This window comes from Pedobacter paludisoli (genome assembly GCF_052344095.1).
In the GTDB taxonomy this organism is placed as follows: Bacteria; Bacteroidota; Bacteroidia; order Sphingobacteriales; family Sphingobacteriaceae; genus Pedobacter.
On record NZ_CP179926.1, the window covers coordinates 1,858,804 to 1,879,017 of the forward strand.

Sequence of the window (20,214 nt, forward strand, 5' to 3'; positions counted from 1 at the left end):
AATCTATGATAACCCGCTCCATCTACATCGGCAATCCTGCTTATCTTAAACTTAAAGACGAGCAAATGCAAATTTTAGATGCTTCAACCAATGAATTGAAAGGCAAAGTTCCGGTAGAAGATTTGGGACTATTAATGTTGGATCATTTTCAAATAACCATTTCACATCAATTGATCCAAAAAATGATGGGGAATAACGTGGTCGTAATTAGTTGCGATGCGCAGCATCTTCCACATGGGATGATGCTGCCCTTGTATGGGCATACCGAGCATTCGGATCGGGTAAAACACCAATTAGAAGCTAGTGAACCTCTGAAAAAGCAGCTATGGAAGCAAACGGTACAAAACAAGATTGAAAATCAAAAAGAAGTGTTGCGAAGCTTGGGAAACGATTATGAACCGATGCTTGAATACCAACAAAATGTAAAAAGCGGCGATGCCAGCAATATGGAAGGCATTGCCGCACAACATTATTGGAAACACCTGATTAGCCGTGATTTTTTAAGAGAACGTTTTGGCGATTCGCCCAATCCGTTTTTCAATTTTGGCTATGCTGTGTTGAGAAGCATGGTGGCCAGAGCAATTGTAGAAACGGGTTTGCTACCGGTTCTAGGGATTTTTCATAAAAACAAATACAATCCTTATTGTTTAGCCGATGATTTGATGGAACCCTACCGCCCCTTTATTGATTTATTGGTGATGCAATGGCTGGAAGTTCATCCTGAACAGGAAGAATTAACGAAGGATTTTAAAGCATACATTTTACAGGTTGCAACCCAAGACGTAAGAATTGACGATAAAACAAGGCCCTTACTAGTGGCTGTAAAAATGACGGCCTCATCACTTTATAAATGCTATACCGGTGAAAAAAGATTAATTTCTTATCCTGAATTAGTATAATCGGAAAAAGGCCTATACCTTTTACCTTGTTATTTTACATTTAAAAACATGAATGCCGAAAGGTTTAACGCTTACCGAATTATGTGGGTTTTAGTATTGTACGACCTTCCAACGGAAACCAAAGCCAATATGCGGGATGCCACTAAATTCCGTAAAAGGCTTATCGACGATGGGTTTACACTTTTTCAGTTTTCCATGTATGTACGCCATTGCCCAAGCCGCGAAAATGCTGAAGTTCACATCAAAAGAGTAAAGAATATCCTTCCAAAAGCCGGAAAGGTAGCCATCATGTCGATAACAGATAAGCAGTTTGGCGATATAGAAATTTTCTTTGCTAGAAATAAAGAAGAACCTCCAAAAGGCTTTCAACAACTCGAATTGTTTTAATTTTCAAATCCTAATTCAAAATTTAATCCGTTGATAATAAACGGATTAAATTTTGAGGTTGTGTGATATCCCAAAGATATCGAAAAATGAAAGCAATTCACAACAATTAACAATTTTGCTTTGTGAAAAATTCGGTTGTGTGATATCCCAAAGATATCGAAAAATGAAAGCAATTCACAACAGCGTACCAATATTATCATTCGATCCATTTGTTGTGTGATATCCCAAAGATATCGAAAAATGAAAGCAATTCACAACTGACCAGCTGTTTCTACTAAGTCATAGAAGGTTGTGTGATATCCCAAAGATATCGAAAAATGAAAGCAATTCACAACGGGGCTCAAGATTTAGCGGATTTCTTTAAGGTTGTGTGATATCCCAAAGATATCGAAAAATGAAAGCAATTCACAACCTAAAAAATTGCCTCCTTTAAACAGTATTGTTGTGTGATATCCCAAAGATATCGAAAAATGAAAGCAATTCACAACATTGGGTAGCGTTTGGCACAACTGGGTGCGTTGTGTGATATCCCAAAGATATCGAAAAATGAAAGCAATTCACAACACACGCAAATAACCCACTTACAACCCAAACGTTGTGTGATATCCCAAAGATATCGAAAAATGAAAGCAATTCACAACATCAAACAATTACGATGTTATTTTCATAGAGTTGTGTGATATCCCAAAGATATCGAAAAATGAAAGCAATTCACAACAGTATGCCGATCGCCTTAAAGTGGAGATTAGTTGTGTGATATCCCAAAGATATCGAAAAATGAAAGCAATTCACAACGCAATTAAATGACGTTTTAAAACTTCAGATGTTGTGTGATATCCCAAAGATATCGAAAAATGAAAGCAATTCACAACCGAAATAGAGTTAGGTTTACCTGTAGAAGAGTTGTGTGATATCCCAAAGATATCGAAAAATGAAAGCAATTCACAACCCTCTGGAGGTTTTCATATTCCTTATCGGGGTTGTGTGATATCCCAAAGATATCGAAAAATGAAAGCAATTCACAACAAATCTAAGGTAATAACCGGATCGGCCGTGGTTGTGTGATATCCCAAAGATATCGAAAAATGAAAGCAATTCACAACAAAAACACCAAGCACCTATGAAAGTTGTAAGTTGTGTGATATCCCAAAGATATCGAAAAATGAAAGCAATTCACAACAGACCAACTACACAAACCAGCATTAGATAAGTTGTGTGATATCCCAAAGATATCGAAAAATGAAAGCAATTCACAACAAGTAGACGAAAACGGTGAATTTAGCATAGGTTGTGTGATATCCCAAAGATATCGAAAAATGAAAGCAATTCACAACACTCTTAGACACAGCGTACAGCGCAGCAACGTTGTGTGATATCCCAAAGATATCGAAAAATGAAAGCAATTCACAACTAATGATATGGATTTTAACTGATGAAGAAAGTTGTGTGATATCCCAAAGATATCGAAAAATGAAAGCAATTCACAACGCATATCGAAACAACTACAGCTTGCTTGAGGTTGTGTGATATCCCAAAGATATCGAAAAATGAAAGCAATTCACAACGCGCAGTTCCTTTTGCGTGTTATCAGTTAAGTTGTGTGATATCCCAAAGATATCGAAAAATGAAAGCAATTCACAACGATGCGTTACGCTTGATATTATGGGGATTAGTTGTGTGATATCCCAAAGATATCGAAAAATGAAAGCAATTCACAACCTAGATTTTCTACTTTATGATGTTGTTATAAGTTGTGTGATATCCCAAAGATATCGAAAAATGAAAGCAATTCACAACGTAAAGCCGTACACACTCTATTTCTTATTAGTTGTGTGATATCCCAAAGATATCGAAAAATGAAAGCAATTCACAACGCTAGAAGAATCATTAAAAAAATCGGCGGCGTTGTGTGATATCCCAAAGATATCGAAAAATGAAAGCAATTCACAACGGCGGCAATCGACAGGTTTCAACAAGATCCGTTGTGTGATATCCCAAAGATATCGAAAAATGAAAGCAATTCACAACCAGTATTTATGTCGAATCTTCCTTTTCCTAGTTGTGTGATATCCCAAAGATATCGAAAAATGAAAGCAATTCACAACATCCGGTGGATTTGCCCATGGATTTTATAAGTTGTGTGATATCCCAAAGATATCGAAAAATGAAAGCAATTCACAACTATCAAAGCTTCCGTTAATAGCATAAGTAAGTTGTGTGATATCCCAAAGATATCGAAAAATGAAAGCAATTCACAACTAGATGGCGCAAATCCAGTAACATTAGACAGTTGTGTGATATCCCAAAGATATCGAAAAATGAAAGCAATTCACAACGAGGAGACAGAATAGGAAGCGGCAATAAAAGTTGTGTGATATCCCAAAGATATCGAAAAATGAAAGCAATTCACAACATGTTATCCTATATAGTTTTCTTGTATTTAGTTGTGTGATATCCCAAAGATATCGAAAAATGAAAGCAATTCACAACGTGACTGGGTTTGCTTTGGCAAACTATACTGTTGTGTGATATCCCAAAGATATCGAAAAATGAAAGCAATTCACAACTATCCAAAAGATATGTTTTTGAATCCTTAAGTTGTGTGATATCCCAAAGATATCGAAAAATGAAAGCAATTCACAACTATTAGAGCTTCCGTTAATAGCATAAGTAAGTTGTGTGATATCCCAAAGATATCGAAAAATGAAAGCAATTCACAACGTGCCTGGGGTTATCAGGAATAATACCTTTGTTGTGTGATATCCCAAAGATATCGAAAAATGAAAGCAATTCACAACATGTCAAATCAAATCGCAGTAACAGCAAGTGTTGTGTGATATCCCAAAGATATCGAAAAATGAAAGCAATTCACAACATGTCAGACTTTTTGAACAATTTATTCTTTGTTGTGTGATATCCCAAAGATATCGAAAAATGAAAGCAATTCACAACTAGAAACTGCGGTTGAGAAATTCTACTTTGGTTGTGTGATATCCCAAAGATATCGAAAAATGAAAGCAATTCACAACTATCTACACTTTTGTGGTGTTATCTACGGAGTTGTGTGATATCCCAAAGATATCGAAAAATGAAAGCAATTCACAACAGCATCACAATACAAAAAATCAAACTTAAGGTTGTGTGATATCCCAAAGATATCGAAAAATGAAAGCAATTCACAACGGGTAGACCATACAACACCCGGATACTTAGGTTGTGTGATATCCCAAAGATATCGAAAAATGAAAGCAATTCACAACGGCGCAAACTTCCTAGAATCAACGGAAGCAGTTGTGTGATATCCCAAAGATATCGAAAAATGAAAGCAATTCACAACTGGCTAGGCCGTGTGTTTGCAGCAATTGCAGTTGTGTGATATCCCAAAGATATCGAAAAATGAAAGCAATTCACAACGTATTTTATATATCTAAAGAAGTTTGGATTGTTGTGTGATATCCCAAAGATATCGAAAAATGAAAGCAATTCACAACGCAGTAATAGTTACGACAGAGGAAATTAAGTTGTGTGATATCCCAAAGATATCGAAAAATGAAAGCAATTCACAACAAATCATTGATGCTCTTGAAACTTACATGGGTTGTGTGATATCCCAAAGATATCGAAAAATGAAAGCAATTCACAACACGATTCGAGCAGCATTAAACCACATTATTTTTAACTTACAAACTTTTTTGGACAGTGTCCCTCTTATATTTTAAAGAAGCACTTATGTGATAATTTCAATAGGTATGTTGTATTCTTTCTTATCATTTGCATAATAGGTTATTACCGAAGGCAATTCTGCTCTGTAATCGGCATCGTTAAAATTATTTTTATCTAAAACAAATACGATTGCGTTGATCTCTTCTCCTGCCGAATTAATGTGTTTTCCAGCTTTTGCCTCTCTAATGCCAAAAGCTGCTTTCCATTCAACACTTTTATTCTGAATAGCTTCTGCTATTGTTGCATCCGAAACTTGCTCCAATGTAATTGAAGTTTGTCTTCCTGCTGGCACCTGACTTGGGTCTTGTGCCTCCCCGGCAGGAATTTCTGCTCGAGTGCTCTCGTATGCCAGTTCAGAAATAAGTGGGTCTTGAACAATGCTTTTACCATCTTGTGAGGCAACTGTTTCGGTAGGTTGGGTTGTAGTGGAAGTAGAACCAGGCATTAATTTTGTTTTTGCCCATTCCCAAATTGTATCGCTAAAAACAGCCGAGATAAAACAGATAAACAAAATAACATATGGGTTTATTTTATCGCTGTTTGTTGTTGTTACCAAAGAAAGACCACCTTTTATAGAAAGATAAACCACTAAGGCTGCTGAGAAACCTCTAACCAGTACCACTATAATTTCATAATAAATTAAGCCGTCTGTTCTTTCACCTTCTGGATTTACATTTGCAAAACTAGGTTTACTAAATGCGCCCAAAACCGATCCAAATAAGGCAAAACCGAAAAGACCGATAATAATAACTAAGTTTTGCGATTGTTCGGCTAAAGCCCATTGCGCGGGATAAAAAAAGCTGGCACTTGTCTCAGCCTTCTCCTCTTTTTCTGGGATATCCATAGTAATAAAACCAACAAATAAATTCCTCATTTTTGCTTTTTCTCTTCTCGTTTCAATACGATTCTTACTCGTATCCTTCAAAGCAAAAGGATACAACTTTGCTGTTTGAATAGAAATCGCTTGATATCGATTAAAAACCTCTTGTTCATTTATTGTGCAAAAATCAGAATATTCGCTCATCAATTGAGCAGCAAAACAGCTCTTTTGAAACTTCCCCATTATTTTTGTTCGGATAAATCGCCTCTTATAATCCTCTGCGCGATTGGCAATGTTGCGCAAGAGGTTATTTTTAGACGATTTTAATTGTACAGAGATTTTCAGCCCCTTGCTTTGGCTTTCTAATAAAGAATTTACATCATTATACATCACTTCCGTAATGGAGTCAACCGCAATTTCCTCAATATACTTTGTACTTAAATCTCTTCTTTTATCAATCTGTTCATTAAAAGCAAATAAGGCTTCTTGCTTTGAACCTGTCTCTTCTTCGAGCAAAGGCAGCGCAATTATAGCAGATATTGATAAATAAATCCCCAAAAGCAGCAATATTAGTGCTATTGTATTTCGAATAACAATTGTTCTTTGCATGACCACGTTACTTTAAATTAAACATTCTAGATTAATTTATCCCAAAAACTTGCCCCAGTAAGTATCTGGGCGGTTAAAAACTGTTGGCGGTGTTTCTTGTATCGATCTTCCGTGATTATTTCTAGAATTACCAGAACTGCAATGAATAACCTTGGTCATTCTGCCTGCCGTTACTTGAGAGACCAAGCCCACATGCCCGACTCTTGATTGTGCACCATAGACTACAATACATCCAGGTTCAGGCAAGGCTAATCGATCAAATATTCCCGTACTCGACAGTATATCGGCCTCCATTGAGTCGGTATTGATCCAACCGCCAAAACTGTGTTTATAAAAAGGAATAGTACTTTGTCGCGAAAGACCTAGAACCCAACATACAAAGCCACTACAATCGCAAAAACCGGTTGAAGAAGGTTTTGACAATGTCGGGCTCATTCCTCCAGCGCCCATCCTATAGGCAATGTCTACTCCTACCATTGATCGAGCGCGCTCGACCAAATTATTGTTGTGCGTTGGAAGAGTAAAAACCACATCAGAAGGTACGTCTTGCATATTAGGAACTTGTAGTTGCTGCCCAATAAACAATCGATTAGGATCCAATAGGTTATTTAATGTAATAAGACTATTTAGAGGAACGCCAAACCGTTTGGCGATCCTACTCAGGGTATCTCCCTGTACTACCGAGTAAATCATATTTTAGCCAATAAAAATTACATTCATATTCACACGTTCATGAAAAACAAGTTTTAACGAATTACACTCCTTTCGAAAGTTTGATGCTGTTGATTACATCCTCTTGCTCTTTATTCAAATCCTTCATATTCGCATCAATTTCGTCCAAGACATTTTTGTAATCCTCAATCAATTTGGCCAGTTCAGTTTCTAATCTAGCCACTTCCTCCGTTGCGTTATTTTCTTTCAGGGTGTTAATGGAAATTTTCATTTTGGCTATCCCCTCATCAAATTGCTGCGCCACTTTTGCGCGTTCTTGAAGCAATTGAGCACGTATTTCATTAAAAATCACATCTACCTGTCCGCCAACTTCCGTAACCAAGGAATCGTTCATTTCATTGTTGGCAAGAGCCACTTGCGATTCCATTTCTTTACCAACTTCTTCAAATTCAGCTTCTTGTTCGCGGAGATCTCCACTTAAATCACGCAAATAGAATTGAGGTAAATCGAGTTTAATGGTTATAGTTTCCATGCTAAACACCGGCTTATCGAAGGATATTTCTTGCTGTCTGGTTGAAAATTGCGGCATATCGAGTTTAACTTCCATTCTTTTCATGGTAACCACCGGAAAATCCATGTACACGCATTCCCATTTTATGGTGCAAGAAGGTAATTTTGGAGGCCAACCACCACCGCCTTTACAAACGGTTACCGGTTTTTTGGTGATGCACCGGGTTTCCATTTTCGTTGTCGGAACATCCCAGCTAATGGTTTTTAGCTCCATGGTTACAACTGGAACATCGAAAATAACCCTTTGTAGTTCTTTTCCTATTCTTGGGATATCGAACTTAATTTCCGTTGTTTTAAACTTAACATCAAAGGTTACGTTTAAGGTTGCTTCAACATTGTTGGGCTCAGGAGAGTCGTCCGTAATTTCGTTTATTTTTGCGGCGCCATTTTCTTGAATTTTTTTAATTCGCTCTTGAAAACGTGCTTGAATTTCATCTAGCTTTTGCTGAATGCGTGGGTCTGTTTGATCGCTCATTGCTTTTTAATTTTAGTTTTCAATTAATAATTATTATTGCCAAATGCCAATTCCACTATTTCCCTTCTTATATTTTTAATTTTATTCCTAGGGCCAGCAAATCAGTTTTTACGAAATTACTGGTTGGATCTTCTCCGTAACTGTAGTCTAAACCGAGTCCAAGGTTCGTTTTCCCGCTAGGAAAAAAGTTAAAGCCAAGGATTAACCAACGCATATTGCCTGTTTGGTATAAATCATCGTTAAATACTTTGCGATAGGTAAAATCAAAAGTCAACTGGATGTATTGATACTCTTTGCTGGATAATGGATAAAGCTCAAACCACAAACGACTCGCCCACATGCTTGCATTTTGTTTCCCTCCCTCCATCTTGTGGTAATATTCAATGCCGGTATAGGGATAATACCGAAGAATCGGCGAACCATTTTTCCCTCGAATCATCGCTCCCGGCTCCCCTGCATTTTTGCCTGAGAAACTTAAAAAAGCCGTTGTTTGGGTAGTTTTTAAGTCCTTCACATAATCTTTTTTATAATCGAATGAGGATGTTAGTATGGGACGACTAAACCATTTTTCACCTTTATTGAGAAGCAATTCTGTACCCAAGCCAGCAGAAAAATTATTCTTCTTTTTGCTATCGTCGTTAATGGTATTTTTGTGCCATTCTACTTTCGGGAATATGGACCAAATTACCGACGAATTAGGCAGTAATTCAAAATCCGCTAACTTAATTCCGGCATCTATCACTGTAAAATATTTCTTGTTCTCGTAATCGCTATTTAAAGATATAGCGGCCGCCTTCGACTCATTTTTCGAACCGTCAAATGTTCTTCGAATTTGAAATCCTTGCTTAGCTAACCAGCTGGTAGCTTGGTTAATTTTTAATACTAAAGGCGGCTGAACGGTCACACTATCGTGTTTTACCTCTTGAGCCATAATTACTTTGCCTATGGAAAAACAGAGCAAGAACATTACAATCTTTTTCATTTTAGTTGAATTTTTCGGTAATCAAATCAATTAGCGCTTTAACGGTTAAGCCACTTTTTCGTACCTCTTTCATTAAAACAGTGTTATCAGGACGATGTGCTTTTACATATTTTCTTAAATCAAGCGTGAGCATTCCCAGACCTTGATGATTCATGCTAAGTGGCGGATCAGCCAAAACATATGCTTCTTCAATCAGGTTGATAGCAATATTCGCCTCATCAGCTATTTCACTGAGTACCTTTTGTTTAATTTGTTCTTTTGTTTGCATTTTAGTAGCGTTTAGGTTTAGTATAAAATTTTGAGGAATTTGCTTTAAATAGCGACATTTCATCGTGATAAAAACAAACACACTTATTTTCTGCATCGTTTATTAATAATGGCCAATTGACTAAAACACCGCATTCAAAAAAATCACAGCAATCGCAAAGAAGTGTGGGTGTTTTAACACTATTCTCTTCTTTAAAATAATTAGGATTCATTTTCATGTTTTTCTCTCTTAATTTGTCTGTTATTTAAAAGCTGAATTGAAATGAACTTCGTTTCAACTATTCAAATCTACCTCCATACAAACAACTCACTCCCATACTTATAACTGAATTTAAAAGCGTTTTTTCCTCGCAAAAAAAAGGGGAAAAACACCCGTATAAATTTCAAAATCAAATGGTTAAGTTTACGTAATCAAATTAAACAACATGAAAAAAAATAACCTATTATTTGCGCTCGTTATTGGGTTAATGAGCGTAGTGCTAGCATGCACACCTGAAGTTAATGAAGAAGAATACAGAGGAACTAAAGCCATTTTAGATAAGCCTGTTAAGTACGAGCAAGCAATCGCATGTCTTAAAAAATATCAAGAACCGCTTAACGTTTCTCTTAAAAAAACCGAATATGTAGGCTTTAATAAAGAAGCGCTCCAAACCTGGCTAAAAAGCATTGATACCGTAGGCACATACGACACTATTCGAGTTTCCTTCGGCCGATATACTCCAAAAATTTTAGAGGACAACGGTAAAGACCCTAAATTTAAAAACAGATTGACCATATTTTTCTTTCCTTATAACGGCAATAAGCCTGCTGTAAAAGACAAAGTAAAAGGACTTGAAGAAGAATTCATTGATCCGTTTAACATGGGAGAGGTTCATCCATAATGGTATTTTCTGTACAACATTATTTCGAACTTCTAAGCTTTTTGGTAGCCCTATGCTTTATCAATAAGCTTAGAGGTTCGTTTATGATAGCCCTTGTACCCTACCTATTTGTAGTGCTATTGGTTGAGATTTCAGCCAAATATCTCGTTCTACGCTACAATTACAACACGGGAGGCATGTATAACCTGATGAATCTTTTCTGTCATCTTTTTTACGGCTTCCTTTTCTATCGCTTTGCGGTTGCTAAAGAGTTTAGGCAAACCATTTTAATTTTAATTGGCAGCTACGCTATCGTTTCTATTTTTTATTATTCCATTACCTCGTTCTACAGTTTTAACCATTACATCATCACCATTGGAGGGATCATTCAGGTGTTTTTTGCCTGTTTGTATTTTTATCAATTTCTGTTGGATGACAGCCACTCGTATCATCGCCATTACTCATCAGGATTAATCATCGCCTCTGGTGTATTAATATTTTATTCTGGAATTGCCATATGTTTCTCGCTTTATAACTATATTAGAATGAATGAATTACTATTATTTGGTGTACCCTTATACAACTTCATTCCTCGTTATCTTAGCATTATTTTATATCTTTTAATCTCTCTAGCTATTATCGTATGGAAAAAGCCAGCGAAGACATTGTACTAGCCATTATTGTTGCCAGCATTATCCTCGTTATTTTGGCTGTTTTTACGACCCTTTTCTTTTTGGTTTTTGTGCGAAAAAAGCGAATTATGGAACAAAAAAGACAAGAGCTTCAACGCAATTTCGACCGTCAATTGCTCGAAACCAAACTCGAAATACAAAATCAAACTTTAGAAAACATTAGCAAAGATCTTCACGATAATATCGGCCAAGTTCTCTCCTTTGTAAAACTTAGTCTATCCATGTCGATAGCGCAAAGCGAAGCTGAAAAGGATTCGAAAATAGCCGAAAGCATACAGCTTATTGCCAGCTCAATTGTCGATTTACGCGATCTTTCGAAAAGCATGAGTTTCGAGCGACTAAAACAAGTTGGCCTGGCCGAAGTGATTCGGCATGATGCAGAAAGAATAAACCGCAGCGGTATGGTAAAAACACATTTTGAGCAACTGGGCGATCCAGTTGAAATGCCCCACCAAACTATGCTTATAATTTACCGAATTTTTCAAGAACTAACCAATAATACCCTAAAACACGCTTTTGCCAAACGCTTACTTATTGATCTTTCTTTTAAACAAAATGAACTGCAACTCCGCATAGCGGATGATGGTGTTGGATTTAATAACGATACGCTTGAAAAATGGCAAGGCTTGGGATTAGAGAATATTCAACAACGAGCGGCCCTTATTGGTGCCAGGGTAGCGCTATTTTCAACGCAAGGTGCAGGCTGTACAACAACCCTTTCTCTTAAGCTTTAATTAACCGTAAGATGAGTAAAATATCGATCGCACTTATTGACGACCATAAACTTTTCCGTAAAGGCATTGCTTCCTTAATTGAAACTTTCGGTAATTATGAAGTCATTTCTGATACCGGAAGTGGAGCTGATTTTATGGCTTCTATTATCTCAAAAACACTTCCAGAAATAGTCCTTCTCGATTTAAATATGCCTATCATGAATGGACTGGAGGTTGCCAATTGGTTAAAACAGGAACACCCTTCAATTGCGATCATTGTACTTTCTATGGTTGATGATGAGGAATCAGTTATTACCCTAATTAAAGCTGGTGTGAAAGGATATCTCTTGAAAGATTCTGAACCTATGGTTTTTAAACATGCTTTGGATACAGTAGCCAATGGCGATTTTTATTTTCCTGCGTTTGTTACGCGCTACATGGCCGAAAAAATTAAACGACCTGAAAACAAATTGGAACTTAACGCCAGAGAAACCGACTTCTTAAAACTGGCCGCCAGCGAACTTACCTACAAAGAAATTGCAGATAAAATGTGTGTTAGCCTACGAACTGTTGATGGATATAGAGATGCTCTTTTTGTTAAACTGAACATTAAAAACCGTGTTGGATTGGTGTTGTACGCAATTAAAAATAAACTTGTCGAAATATAAACGATTGAACTACCCTGACCAAAGGATAAAAAATTCAATTTATTTTAAAATATTTTTTGGTACTGAATTTTATATTTCTATATTTGCATTCCCAAACGGAAACAAGCTTTATTTTTAAAGCTGTTCATGCGAAAGTAGCTCAGTTGGTAGAGCACGACCTTGCCAAGGTCGGGGTCGCGAGTTCGAATCTCGTCTTTCGCTCAAAAGGCTTTCAGGATTGAAAGCCTTTAAATTTAAAAGGTTAATCACCTGCTCGGGTGGTGGAACTGGTAGACACGCAGGACTTAAAATCCTGTGCACCTAAAATGCGTGCGGGTTCGATTCCCGCCCCGAGTACAAAAGCTTCGAAAATTTCGAAGCTTTTTTTATTTACACGTATTCTACAATAAACTTTCAGCGCTAGAAACTAGCGCTCCTGAAAGTTTCGAAACAAGCGACAATACCGCTCCGAAAGTATTTCCAAATAATTCAATTTGTAACTCAAATCATCATAAGGAGATAAACTTGTATATTCTTGTTCATATTCCCGGCTTCCATTGCATATTGGAGCGGCAAAATTCTGTTCCAAATTCTGCGCAATGCGTTCTAACTGCTGGTTTTCTGCTTCAAGGCGAATATGCTGCCCAGCAGATAAATATAAGGAAGTTATGACTGCATTCATTTGGTACAACATAATCTGCATGGTATATAGCACATTAAAATGAATGTCTTTCGTCATAGGCTCTTGCTTGGCTGAATCAATTGCTTCTGATAATTCTGCAAAGCTCATATTTGCATCTTTACGTGCCATTCGCTTACCTGTATTATTCTTTTGAAAATCAGCCAAGAGCGCTGTCCTTAAAAACACAGCTGCTTTACTGGCAGAATCATTCAATTTATTGGTTAACTGCCTACTATCCCATACTGGAAAGATATAAGTTGCGACTACCGAAATAAAACACCCAATGGCAGTATAGATAATCCGATCATGAATAATATGATCGAATTGACCGTGATAACTACCCAATGTTAATATTACGGCTGGCGTGATACACAACACACTAACGGTGTAATTGATTCGATTAAAAGCATAAAACCCAAGCAAAAAGACAATAGAAGCAGAAATAAGCATTACCGGGCTTTTTATAAAGTATACCAATGTTAAACCAATGATAGCCCCAAAAATGCTTCCTTGAAAGCGTTGCTGATTTCTTTTCCAGGTTAATGAAAATTTAGGCCGCGCGACAATTACAAGTGTCAAAAAAAGCCAATAACTGTATTTACTGGGCTCCATTTGCCAAATCAAGAAAAAACCAAAAATAAACGCTAAACTTAAACGAAGCGAAAACCTAAAAATGGGAGATTTTAAAGAAAGATGCTCTTTGATTGAAAATTGGTCGCCAGTAAGAAATAAGGGATACTCGATTGCCGTCTCGAGGTTTTCATTCTCATCAGCTTGTGGAGGCAGTATATTTTGCCGAATCATTTCTATATTTTGCGCAATCGCATCTATATTCGCTGCTATTTTCACGACTATTTCCTTTGCAAATCCGGTTAGCTGCCGTTCTTCCATCGCCAATTGTTGCCTGGTGAAAGTGTAGCTTTCAATCCGAATTCCTTTTTTTCGAGATGGTTTTACCGCCCGCACATGACCACCCAAAGCCTCCAACTCATCGGCTAAAACACCAATCAACTCTGCAATATACTGCAAGCTGGCTTCGTGAGCTAAGGTTTTTCGAATAAAGGAATAATCGTAATGCAGCGCATTCAACTGTTCGTGTAAATCAATTAACAATACAGCACGCCCCAATAAAACTTGACCTTTTTTATTGTCTGGCTGCATGGCCAATTTATCGGTTAAAAGCAAATTTCGAATGAGTTCGTGCTTTTGATTTACTTTAATGTGCAACTTAATAGTTTCTTTCTGCTCCGAATCAAAAGGTACGTTTAAATCATAATTTTTTGCTTTACTTCGCAAAAAAAGAGCACTACTCATTAAACACTCAAAAATAGCATGATGCAAGGAACGGTATGGACGAATAACTATTTGCATCATACTAACCAGATAATACCAAATACCGCCTACCAATAAATACAAACTAAAATAAACAGGGTGAACGGGATGCAAGCCCATCACAAACGTACCTACAATTAAAGCCATGGTACCAATAAGGGCTACATTACGTCCATAAACCGCGATAATGGAAAACAGGAAGGCTAAAGCCGTAACAAGTATCGCCAATAGCAAGGGTTGGTTTAACGAAAGTGAAACCAACAAAGTGGTGAAAAAAAATATTAGGATACTATAAATCGCTGTTTTAAGTTTGTTGAGCGTATTATCAGGAAGGTCTGTTAAACTAATTAAAAGAGCCCCTACTCCAATTCCCGTTGCTGCATCAATATTTCCTAAATAAAAGAAAATAACAATTGGCAAAACTACTGTAATCGTATTTCGAAGTGCATCAGAAAAATACTCTCCTAAAAAGAAATAGGTAATATTTGCACTTATTCTGTTTTTATGAATCATGTAACCCAAATACTTGGTTAGTACTGCGTGCAAAGGTAAGATGTTTGGTAGAATAGTTTGTCTGAAAACGATAATATTGTTTTTTTGTATCAATAGCACTCGATTACCTCTCACTCAAATTTAAATGGAGCATAAAAAAGGCACAAAGCAAAAAAGGTTAGCTTTTTTATAACCAACCCCTTTCTCCTATCCTTTAAAAACTATTGAGATACCTCTTCAGCTTCGAATACGTAGCCGAAATTTTTAAAGGTTTCGTTTGCCGCGCGAATGGCATCGGCTTCCGCTTGCGGGTTTGTAGCATACTTATTTAATACGGCAATAAAATTTCCCCACATCATTCCGGTTGCTTCACCATACCCTGAAAAGAAGGATACTCCTGCTGTAATACCTACTTTTTCCAACATTTTCACAATAATGCTACCTCCCATGATGGAACCTTCTAATACATACAAAGCACCCAAAGCTTCGATGGTATTGGTAATTTGGGGTACACGGGTTGCAGGCAAATCGCTCATATCCGCCCCTAAAGCAAGTATGTCTGATTTAATATAACTCGCGTTTCTTCTTTCATCATAATCGGGCAATACTTCTTTCAGAATAAAAGGCTTAATGGTCTCTTCAATGTGATTAAAATAAGCATAAAAACATTTTAAAAGAGTTGCGTAATCACTGTTGCTTCTAATCGACTTTAATTTTTGCACCACTTTTTTCTCTAAATGCTGATGCTCGGTTTTGGTTGCTTCTTTAATGCTGGCACTTAACATATTGGATAAATTATTCTTTTGGATTAGGCACAAACATATCGTTTTATTTATATTAATTCTAAATAACAAACAGCTTTGTTACTAAAATAGCGTTGTTGGATAATAAGACTTCTGATTCCAACGACTTAAAACGCATCTAAATGATTTTAAACTTGTAGCCATTATCATACATTCATCTTTCAAACATCCTTTTCCCTAAACTGAAGTCTGCTGTAAAATATTCACTCAATCTGGCATAGAGGCATAACCAGTACATTTCAATGCCGTATATGAACGGAATTATTTAAATATAAACGAGTTATTTATTTTTTGTGTAAATTGCGCCTCAATCAAAAAATCCTGTAACAAAAGTTTTAAAAAAGTAATGAGATTAGCTGCAATAGTATATCCCCCCTTGCTGTTGCTACTCTTATCGTTATCCAGTTTAGCACAAAACCTTCCTACAAACAATAATAAGCTTCGTACCAGTTGTCCGGAGGCGGCTCAATATTATGCTAAAGACAGCATTAACATTGTAACCTTTGGCGCCAGCACGGTAGAAGGTGTTAAAGGTGTTGGTTTTCAGGATTATCTTAAAGCCAGTTTTATCAACTGTTACACAGGTAAGGTTATAGACATTACCAATCATGGCATAGGCGGTCAAACGACATACCAGGGCTTACTTCGATTAGAAAATGCGATAAGCGGCAGAACAGGCTTTATTGTGATTGATATGGGCATAAACGATGCCGTTGCCATTAATGCGGGTAAGCAAACCGTTGCCAATACGGAAGCAAACATGCGGGTTATTATTCAGGCGAGTTTAAATCAGAAATTAGTACCCATTTTATGTACGCTTCAAAATGCTGACGACAGGAATAACGCCAATCTCGTTAAAGTGAATGCCTACATTAAAGAAATAAATGCCATTTACAGACGACTGGCTAAGGAATATAAAATTTATTTGGCGGACGTTAATTTTGCCATGCGAAGAGATTTTTCGTTGTATCAAGACGTTTTTCACCCCAATGCAAAAGGCTATCAATTGATCAGTTATGTTATTTTTGACACCATTAGTAAGGCAATTTTCGATAAGTTTTTGATGTTTGTGGTCAATCAGAACTACCCAAACCCGGCTACTACCGTAACCTATTTAGACATTGTTTTACCGGAAACTGATAAAATTAATGTTCAAGTGTACGATATAATGGGCCGTTTAACCTATACCGCGCTTAATGATTATTTAAATACAGGCAAACACACCTTGGAAATTAACACTTCTTCTTTTGTTCCGGGTGTATATTTCTTCAAAATAAGCTCTAATACGGGGCTTTACAACGCGACGAAGAAGTTTATTGTAGCAAAATAGTTGTTGCTGAGACCTAAGGTTTTCGAAACCTTATAGGTCTTGTGGATTCCTAAACCTTGGCGAAGCGGATACTGGCCTCGCGCACAAGGCCTGCAGGCGTATGAGCAAAGCAAAGGGCTACCGTTAAAAAGAGCTACTGTTCCTGCTTTTCTTCTAATTTTTAGCACGCATTCTACAAAACTAATTACTAACACCTTTGGCAAAAAGGACCTATAGTTGTATTTTTGAAACTCAAAAAAAAACAGGAGTAGATTTGGATTATTTAGAAGGATTAAACCCACAGCAACGAGCAGCAGTAGAAAACACAAAAGGACCGGTAATGATTGTGGCTGGTGCCGGATCGGGCAAAACCCGTGTAATTACGTATCGAGTAGCTCATTTAATACAAACCGGAACCGACCCTTTTAATATTTTGGTTTTAACCTTTACCAACAAAGCGAGTAAAGATATGCGCGAGCGTATTAGTAAAGTGGTGGGTGCTGAAGCTAAAAATATTTGGATGGGTACGTTTCACTCTGTTTTTGCCAAAATTTTACGCGTTGAAGCTGAAAAAATTGGTTATCCAAGCAACTTTACTATTTACGATACGGATGATACGAAAAGTGTAATTCGTGCTATTTTGAAAGAAATGCAGCTGGATGATAAGCTGTATGCGCCTAATTTTGTGTACGGCAGAATTTCGTCGGCAAAGAACAATTTGATTTCGGCAGCGGAATACATGCGCAACGACCAGATTCAAGCCGAAGATATCCAAAATAAACGTCCCATGTTGGGGCAAATTTATGATACCTACAGCAAGCGTTGCTTTAGAGCGGGCGCCATGGATTTTGACGATTTGCTTTTCAAAACCAATATCTTGCTTAAAGATCATCCTGATGTATTAAATAAATACCAACAGAAATTTAAATATTTGATGGTAGATGAGTATCAAGATACCAACTTCTCGCAGTACACCATTGTTAAAAAACTTGCTGCTGCATACCAAAATATCTGTGTGGTGGGCGATGATGCACAAAGTATTTATGCCTTCCGTGGAGCAAATATTCAGAATATTTTAAATTTCGAACGCGATTATCCGGATTTAAAAGTCTATAAATTGGAGCAAAATTACCGCTCCACCCAAAACATTGTAGAAGCCGCTAACAGCATTATTGCCAACAATAAAAATCAACTGGAAAAGAATGTTTTTTCGGATAACCAAGTGGGTGAACGCGTAAAAGTATCTAGAGCTTTTACCGATAATGAGGAGGGTAAATTAGTTGCCGAATCGGTTGTCCAAGAGCGCAGCACCAACGGATTGAAATATAGCGACTTTGCTATTTTATACCGTACAAATGCCCAAAGTAGGGCCATGGAGGAGGGCCTACGAAAGCTCAATGTTCCGTATAAAATTTATGGTGGACAATCTTTCTACCAACGCAAAGAGATAAAAGATTTAATCGCCTACTTTAGAGTAACTTTTAATCCAAAAGATGAGGAAGCGATTAAAAGGATTATTAACTATCCGAAACGCGGTATTGGTGATACGTCAATTGACAAAATCATTGTAGCTGCCGACCAGCATGAAAAAACCATGTGGGACGTAATTAGCAACCCGCACATGTTTGTAGATGGTCGTTTAGCGAATCAATTAAACGATTTTGCGATGATGATTAACAGTTTCGCTGCCGAAGCCAAAAAACTGGATGCCTACGATGCTGCTTTATTTATTGCGCAACATACCGGCATTTTAAAAGAATTATACAACGATGATAGTGTGGAAGGCCGCAGCCGATATGAAAATATTCAGGAACTATTAAACGGTATTAAAGAATTTGCCGAACGTGAAGATATCGAGGAAAAAGGCCTCGATGTTTTTATGCAGGATGTAGCCCTTTTGACTAATGACGATAAGGATGGCGACAAAAATAAAGATACCGTTTCGTTGATGACCATCCACTCATCGAAAGGTTTGGAGTTTAAAAACGTGTACATTGTAGGTTTGGAGGAGAATCTTTTCCCTTCGCAAATGTCGGTTAACTCGCGTAGCGACCTGGAAGAGGAACGTCGTTTATTTTATGTAGCCATTACACGTGCTGAAATAAAACTGACGCTTACGTATGCTACTTCGCGCTACCGTTGGGGGACTTTAACAAACTGTGAACCAAGTAGATTTATCGATGAAATTAATCCACGATTCTTAGAATTGGATGTAAAACCTATGACGAAAAGCAGCATGATGTCGGAAGACTCTGATAGCGAACGTAAAAGTTGGACTTCACAACCACGCAATTTCATGAGCAAAGCGAAGCCTTCTGCTGGTGGTACAACCTCTGCTCCTCCTGTTCGTCCAAAAACAACTGCTATTTTGGCGAAAGCACACGTTCCAAGCTCAGGCTTCGCTCCTTCGCAAGCACATGAGTTTCAAAATGGAATGGAAGTTGAACACGAGAAATTTGGTTTCGGAAAAATTGTTAGCTTAGAAGGTACACTCCCCGATGTTAAGGCAACTGTATTTTTTCAAGGGCTAGGAAACAAACAGCTTTTATTGAAGTTTGCGAAGCTGATGATTGTTAAAAATTAATGTTGAGGCTTTGGAATGCTTGTTCTTTGTTATTCCAAAGCGCAAAATTTTTCATTAGCTGAATGCGAAGAAAAGCTAGCCATTTCCTAATTAGAAATGCTTTCTGAATAATCGGAACACGTTGTACCGCAGCATGACAGGAAAATTTTTGAGCGTTAAGCTTTGAAAACAAACGTTCAAAACAGCACTTAGTAACCGAAGAACGTCCGTCAACCCCGAATGCTCGGGATGTACCCCCAGCAGTGGGAGAAAACAAAAACAGGTGCAAAAACATTCGAATGTACACAACCGAGCATTGTTCTATTCAGTTTTGTGGAAATAATTAAATTTTGGTTACAAAACCAATCCCCACAAAACCAGCGATATTGTTTTTGTTTTGCGCAAAGGGTGGGTGCCCAAAGCTGCCTAGCCGGATTGACAAAGGCTTTTGGCTACTTTTAGCCCACAAAAGTAGATGCCCTGCCGGCAAGGGAAAGAGCGCAGGCCAAACAAGTGAAGAAAATACAATGTTTTTACCACAAAACACACTGAGGATTTTCACAGAGGGCCCGGAGTTTTATTTTCATACCGTAGCAAACACAAAAACCCGCTGTCATCCTCAAGCGCAGGATCTCTAAGATAAATGTTGGTTACAGTCCTAAAATTTCCTATAAGAGATCCTTCCTTCGTCAGGATGACAAAAAATAGTGCATAAAT

Annotated in this window: 15 protein-coding genes, 2 tRNA genes and 1 CRISPR repeat array; of the genes, 10 read left to right on the forward strand and 7 right to left on the reverse strand. The window is 37.4% G+C overall.

Going from position 1 to position 20,214, the window contains the following annotated elements; translation table 11 throughout:
- Positions 1–5 precede the first annotated feature (5 nt).
- Together cas1 and cas2 are read left to right on the forward strand one after the other, a co-directional pair.
- The gene (gene cas1, locus ACJVDK_RS07405; RefSeq protein ID WP_443939641.1) at positions 6–899 is read left to right on the forward strand and encodes a type II CRISPR-associated endonuclease Cas1; all 894 of its coding nucleotides are present in this window, start codon (positions 6–8) and stop codon (positions 897–899) included.
- Between the two features lie 48 nt (positions 900–947).
- A complete protein-coding gene (gene cas2 / locus ACJVDK_RS07410; RefSeq protein ID WP_443939642.1) occupies positions 948–1,286 on the forward strand; it encodes a CRISPR-associated endonuclease Cas2 in 339 nt (112 codons plus the stop codon).
- A 57-nt stretch (positions 1,287–1,343) separates the two neighbouring features.
- Positions 1,344–4,930: direct repeats of the CRISPR family, unit length 47 nt; unit sequence GTTGTGTGATATCCCAAAGATATCGAAAAATGAAAGCAATTCACAAC.
- A gap of 83 nt (positions 4,931–5,013) precedes the next feature.
- Here the strand turns inward: cas2 and ACJVDK_RS07415 are convergent.
- The 5 genes from ACJVDK_RS07415 to ACJVDK_RS07435 all read right to left on the reverse strand — a co-directional run bounded on the left by ACJVDK_RS07415 (position 5,014) and on the right by ACJVDK_RS07435 (position 9,405).
- The gene (locus tag ACJVDK_RS07415; RefSeq protein ID WP_443939643.1) at positions 5,014–6,438 is read right to left on the reverse strand and encodes a hypothetical protein; all 1,425 of its coding nucleotides are present in this window, start codon (positions 6,436–6,438) and stop codon (positions 5,014–5,016) included.
- Between the two features lie 36 nt (positions 6,439–6,474).
- Positions 6,475–6,990 carry a CHAP domain-containing protein gene (locus tag ACJVDK_RS07420; protein ID WP_443939644.1) on the reverse strand — a complete coding sequence of 172 codons (516 nt, stop codon included), beginning with the start codon at positions 6,988–6,990 and terminating at the stop codon, positions 6,475–6,477.
- Between the two features lie 202 nt (positions 6,991–7,192).
- The gene (locus ACJVDK_RS07425; RefSeq protein ID WP_443939645.1) at positions 7,193–8,155 is read right to left on the reverse strand and encodes a hypothetical protein; all 963 of its coding nucleotides are present in this window, start codon (positions 8,153–8,155) and stop codon (positions 7,193–7,195) included.
- A gap of 67 nt (positions 8,156–8,222) precedes the next feature.
- Positions 8,223–9,137 (reverse strand): hypothetical protein, encoded by a 915-nt coding sequence (locus ACJVDK_RS07430; protein WP_443939646.1) that lies wholly within the window; start codon positions 9,135–9,137, stop codon positions 8,223–8,225.
- A 1-nt stretch (position 9,138) separates the two neighbouring features.
- Complete coding sequence (locus ACJVDK_RS07435) at positions 9,139–9,405, reverse strand: hypothetical protein (protein ID WP_443939647.1); 267 nt, start codon at positions 9,403–9,405, stop codon at positions 9,139–9,141.
- A gap of 424 nt (positions 9,406–9,829) precedes the next feature.
- Between ACJVDK_RS07435 and ACJVDK_RS07440 the strand changes: the two genes are divergently transcribed.
- The 6 genes from ACJVDK_RS07440 (at position 9,830) to ACJVDK_RS07465 (ending at position 12,673) form a co-directional block, all read left to right on the forward strand.
- Positions 9,830–10,285 carry a hypothetical protein gene (locus tag ACJVDK_RS07440; RefSeq protein WP_443939648.1) on the forward strand — a complete coding sequence of 152 codons (456 nt, stop codon included), beginning with the start codon at positions 9,830–9,832 and terminating at the stop codon, positions 10,283–10,285.
- An 83-nt stretch (positions 10,286–10,368) separates the two neighbouring features.
- Complete coding sequence (locus ACJVDK_RS07445; protein ID WP_443939649.1) at positions 10,369–10,938, forward strand: hypothetical protein; 570 nt, start codon at positions 10,369–10,371, stop codon at positions 10,936–10,938.
- A complete protein-coding gene (locus ACJVDK_RS07450; RefSeq protein WP_443939650.1) occupies positions 10,908–11,690 on the forward strand; it encodes a sensor histidine kinase in 783 nt (260 codons plus the stop codon). The genes ACJVDK_RS07445 and ACJVDK_RS07450 overlap by 31 nt, the downstream gene beginning before the upstream one ends.
- 11 nt (positions 11,691–11,701) lie before the next feature.
- Entirely contained in the window at positions 11,702–12,337 is a 636-nt protein-coding gene (locus ACJVDK_RS07455) for a response regulator (protein WP_443939651.1), read from the forward strand.
- A 128-nt stretch (positions 12,338–12,465) separates the two neighbouring features.
- Positions 12,466–12,538 (forward strand) — tRNA-Gly (locus ACJVDK_RS07460).
- 50 nt (positions 12,539–12,588) lie between these two features.
- Positions 12,589–12,673 (forward strand) — tRNA-Leu (locus tag ACJVDK_RS07465).
- A 70-nt stretch (positions 12,674–12,743) separates the two neighbouring features.
- Here the strand turns inward: ACJVDK_RS07465 and ACJVDK_RS07470 are convergent.
- Together ACJVDK_RS07470 and ACJVDK_RS07475 are read right to left on the reverse strand one after the other, a co-directional pair.
- A complete protein-coding gene (locus ACJVDK_RS07470; protein ID WP_443939652.1) occupies positions 12,744–14,876 on the reverse strand; it encodes an FUSC family membrane protein in 2,133 nt (710 codons plus the stop codon).
- A gap of 167 nt (positions 14,877–15,043) precedes the next feature.
- Positions 15,044–15,607 (reverse strand): biliverdin-producing heme oxygenase, encoded by a 564-nt coding sequence (locus ACJVDK_RS07475; protein WP_443939653.1) that lies wholly within the window; start codon positions 15,605–15,607, stop codon positions 15,044–15,046.
- A gap of 364 nt (positions 15,608–15,971) precedes the next feature.
- On the opposite strand from ACJVDK_RS07475, the gene ACJVDK_RS07480 reads away from it, so the two are divergent.
- The gene (locus ACJVDK_RS07480; RefSeq protein WP_443939654.1) at positions 15,972–16,955 is read left to right on the forward strand and encodes a GDSL-type esterase/lipase family protein; all 984 of its coding nucleotides are present in this window, start codon (positions 15,972–15,974) and stop codon (positions 16,953–16,955) included.
- A gap of 253 nt (positions 16,956–17,208) precedes the next feature.
- The gene (locus ACJVDK_RS07485) at positions 17,209–19,518 is read left to right on the forward strand and encodes an ATP-dependent helicase (protein WP_443939655.1); all 2,310 of its coding nucleotides are present in this window, start codon (positions 17,209–17,211) and stop codon (positions 19,516–19,518) included.
- Positions 19,519–20,214: the final 696 nt, after the last annotated feature.

What these genes read in the sequence shown, in the direction of transcription:
- ACJVDK_RS07425 (WP_443939645.1), bottom strand. Translation starts at nt 8,155, where the DNA reads ATGAGCGATCAAACAGACCCACGCATTCAGCAAAAGCTAGATGAAATT.
- ACJVDK_RS07420 (WP_443939644.1), bottom strand. Translation starts at nt 6,990, where the DNA reads ATGCAAGACGTACCTTCTGATGTGGTTTTTACTCTTCCAACGCACAAC.
- cas2 (WP_443939642.1), top strand. Translation starts at nt 948, where the DNA reads ATGAATGCCGAAAGGTTTAACGCTTACCGAATTATGTGGGTTTTAGTA.
- ACJVDK_RS07440 (WP_443939648.1), top strand. Translation starts at nt 9,830, where the DNA reads ATGAAAAAAAATAACCTATTATTTGCGCTCGTTATTGGGTTAATGAGC.
- ACJVDK_RS07455 (WP_443939651.1), top strand. Translation starts at nt 11,702, where the DNA reads ATGAGTAAAATATCGATCGCACTTATTGACGACCATAAACTTTTCCGT.
- ACJVDK_RS07480 (WP_443939654.1), top strand. Translation starts at nt 15,972, where the DNA reads ATGAGATTAGCTGCAATAGTATATCCCCCCTTGCTGTTGCTACTCTTA.
- ACJVDK_RS07435 (WP_443939647.1), bottom strand. Translation starts at nt 9,405, where the DNA reads ATGCAAACAAAAGAACAAATTAAACAAAAGGTACTCAGTGAAATAGCT.
- ACJVDK_RS07430 (WP_443939646.1), bottom strand. Translation starts at nt 9,137, where the DNA reads ATGAAAAAGATTGTAATGTTCTTGCTCTGTTTTTCCATAGGCAAAGTA.
- ACJVDK_RS07475 (WP_443939653.1), bottom strand. Translation starts at nt 15,607, where the DNA reads ATGTTAAGTGCCAGCATTAAAGAAGCAACCAAAACCGAGCATCAGCAT.
- ACJVDK_RS07415 (WP_443939643.1), bottom strand. Translation starts at nt 6,438, where the DNA reads ATGCAAAGAACAATTGTTATTCGAAATACAATAGCACTAATATTGCTG.
- cas1 (WP_443939641.1), top strand. Translation starts at nt 6, where the DNA reads ATGATAACCCGCTCCATCTACATCGGCAATCCTGCTTATCTTAAACTT.
- ACJVDK_RS07445 (WP_443939649.1), top strand. Translation starts at nt 10,369, where the DNA reads ATGATAGCCCTTGTACCCTACCTATTTGTAGTGCTATTGGTTGAGATT.
- ACJVDK_RS07450 (WP_443939650.1), top strand. Translation starts at nt 10,908, where the DNA reads ATGGAAAAAGCCAGCGAAGACATTGTACTAGCCATTATTGTTGCCAGC.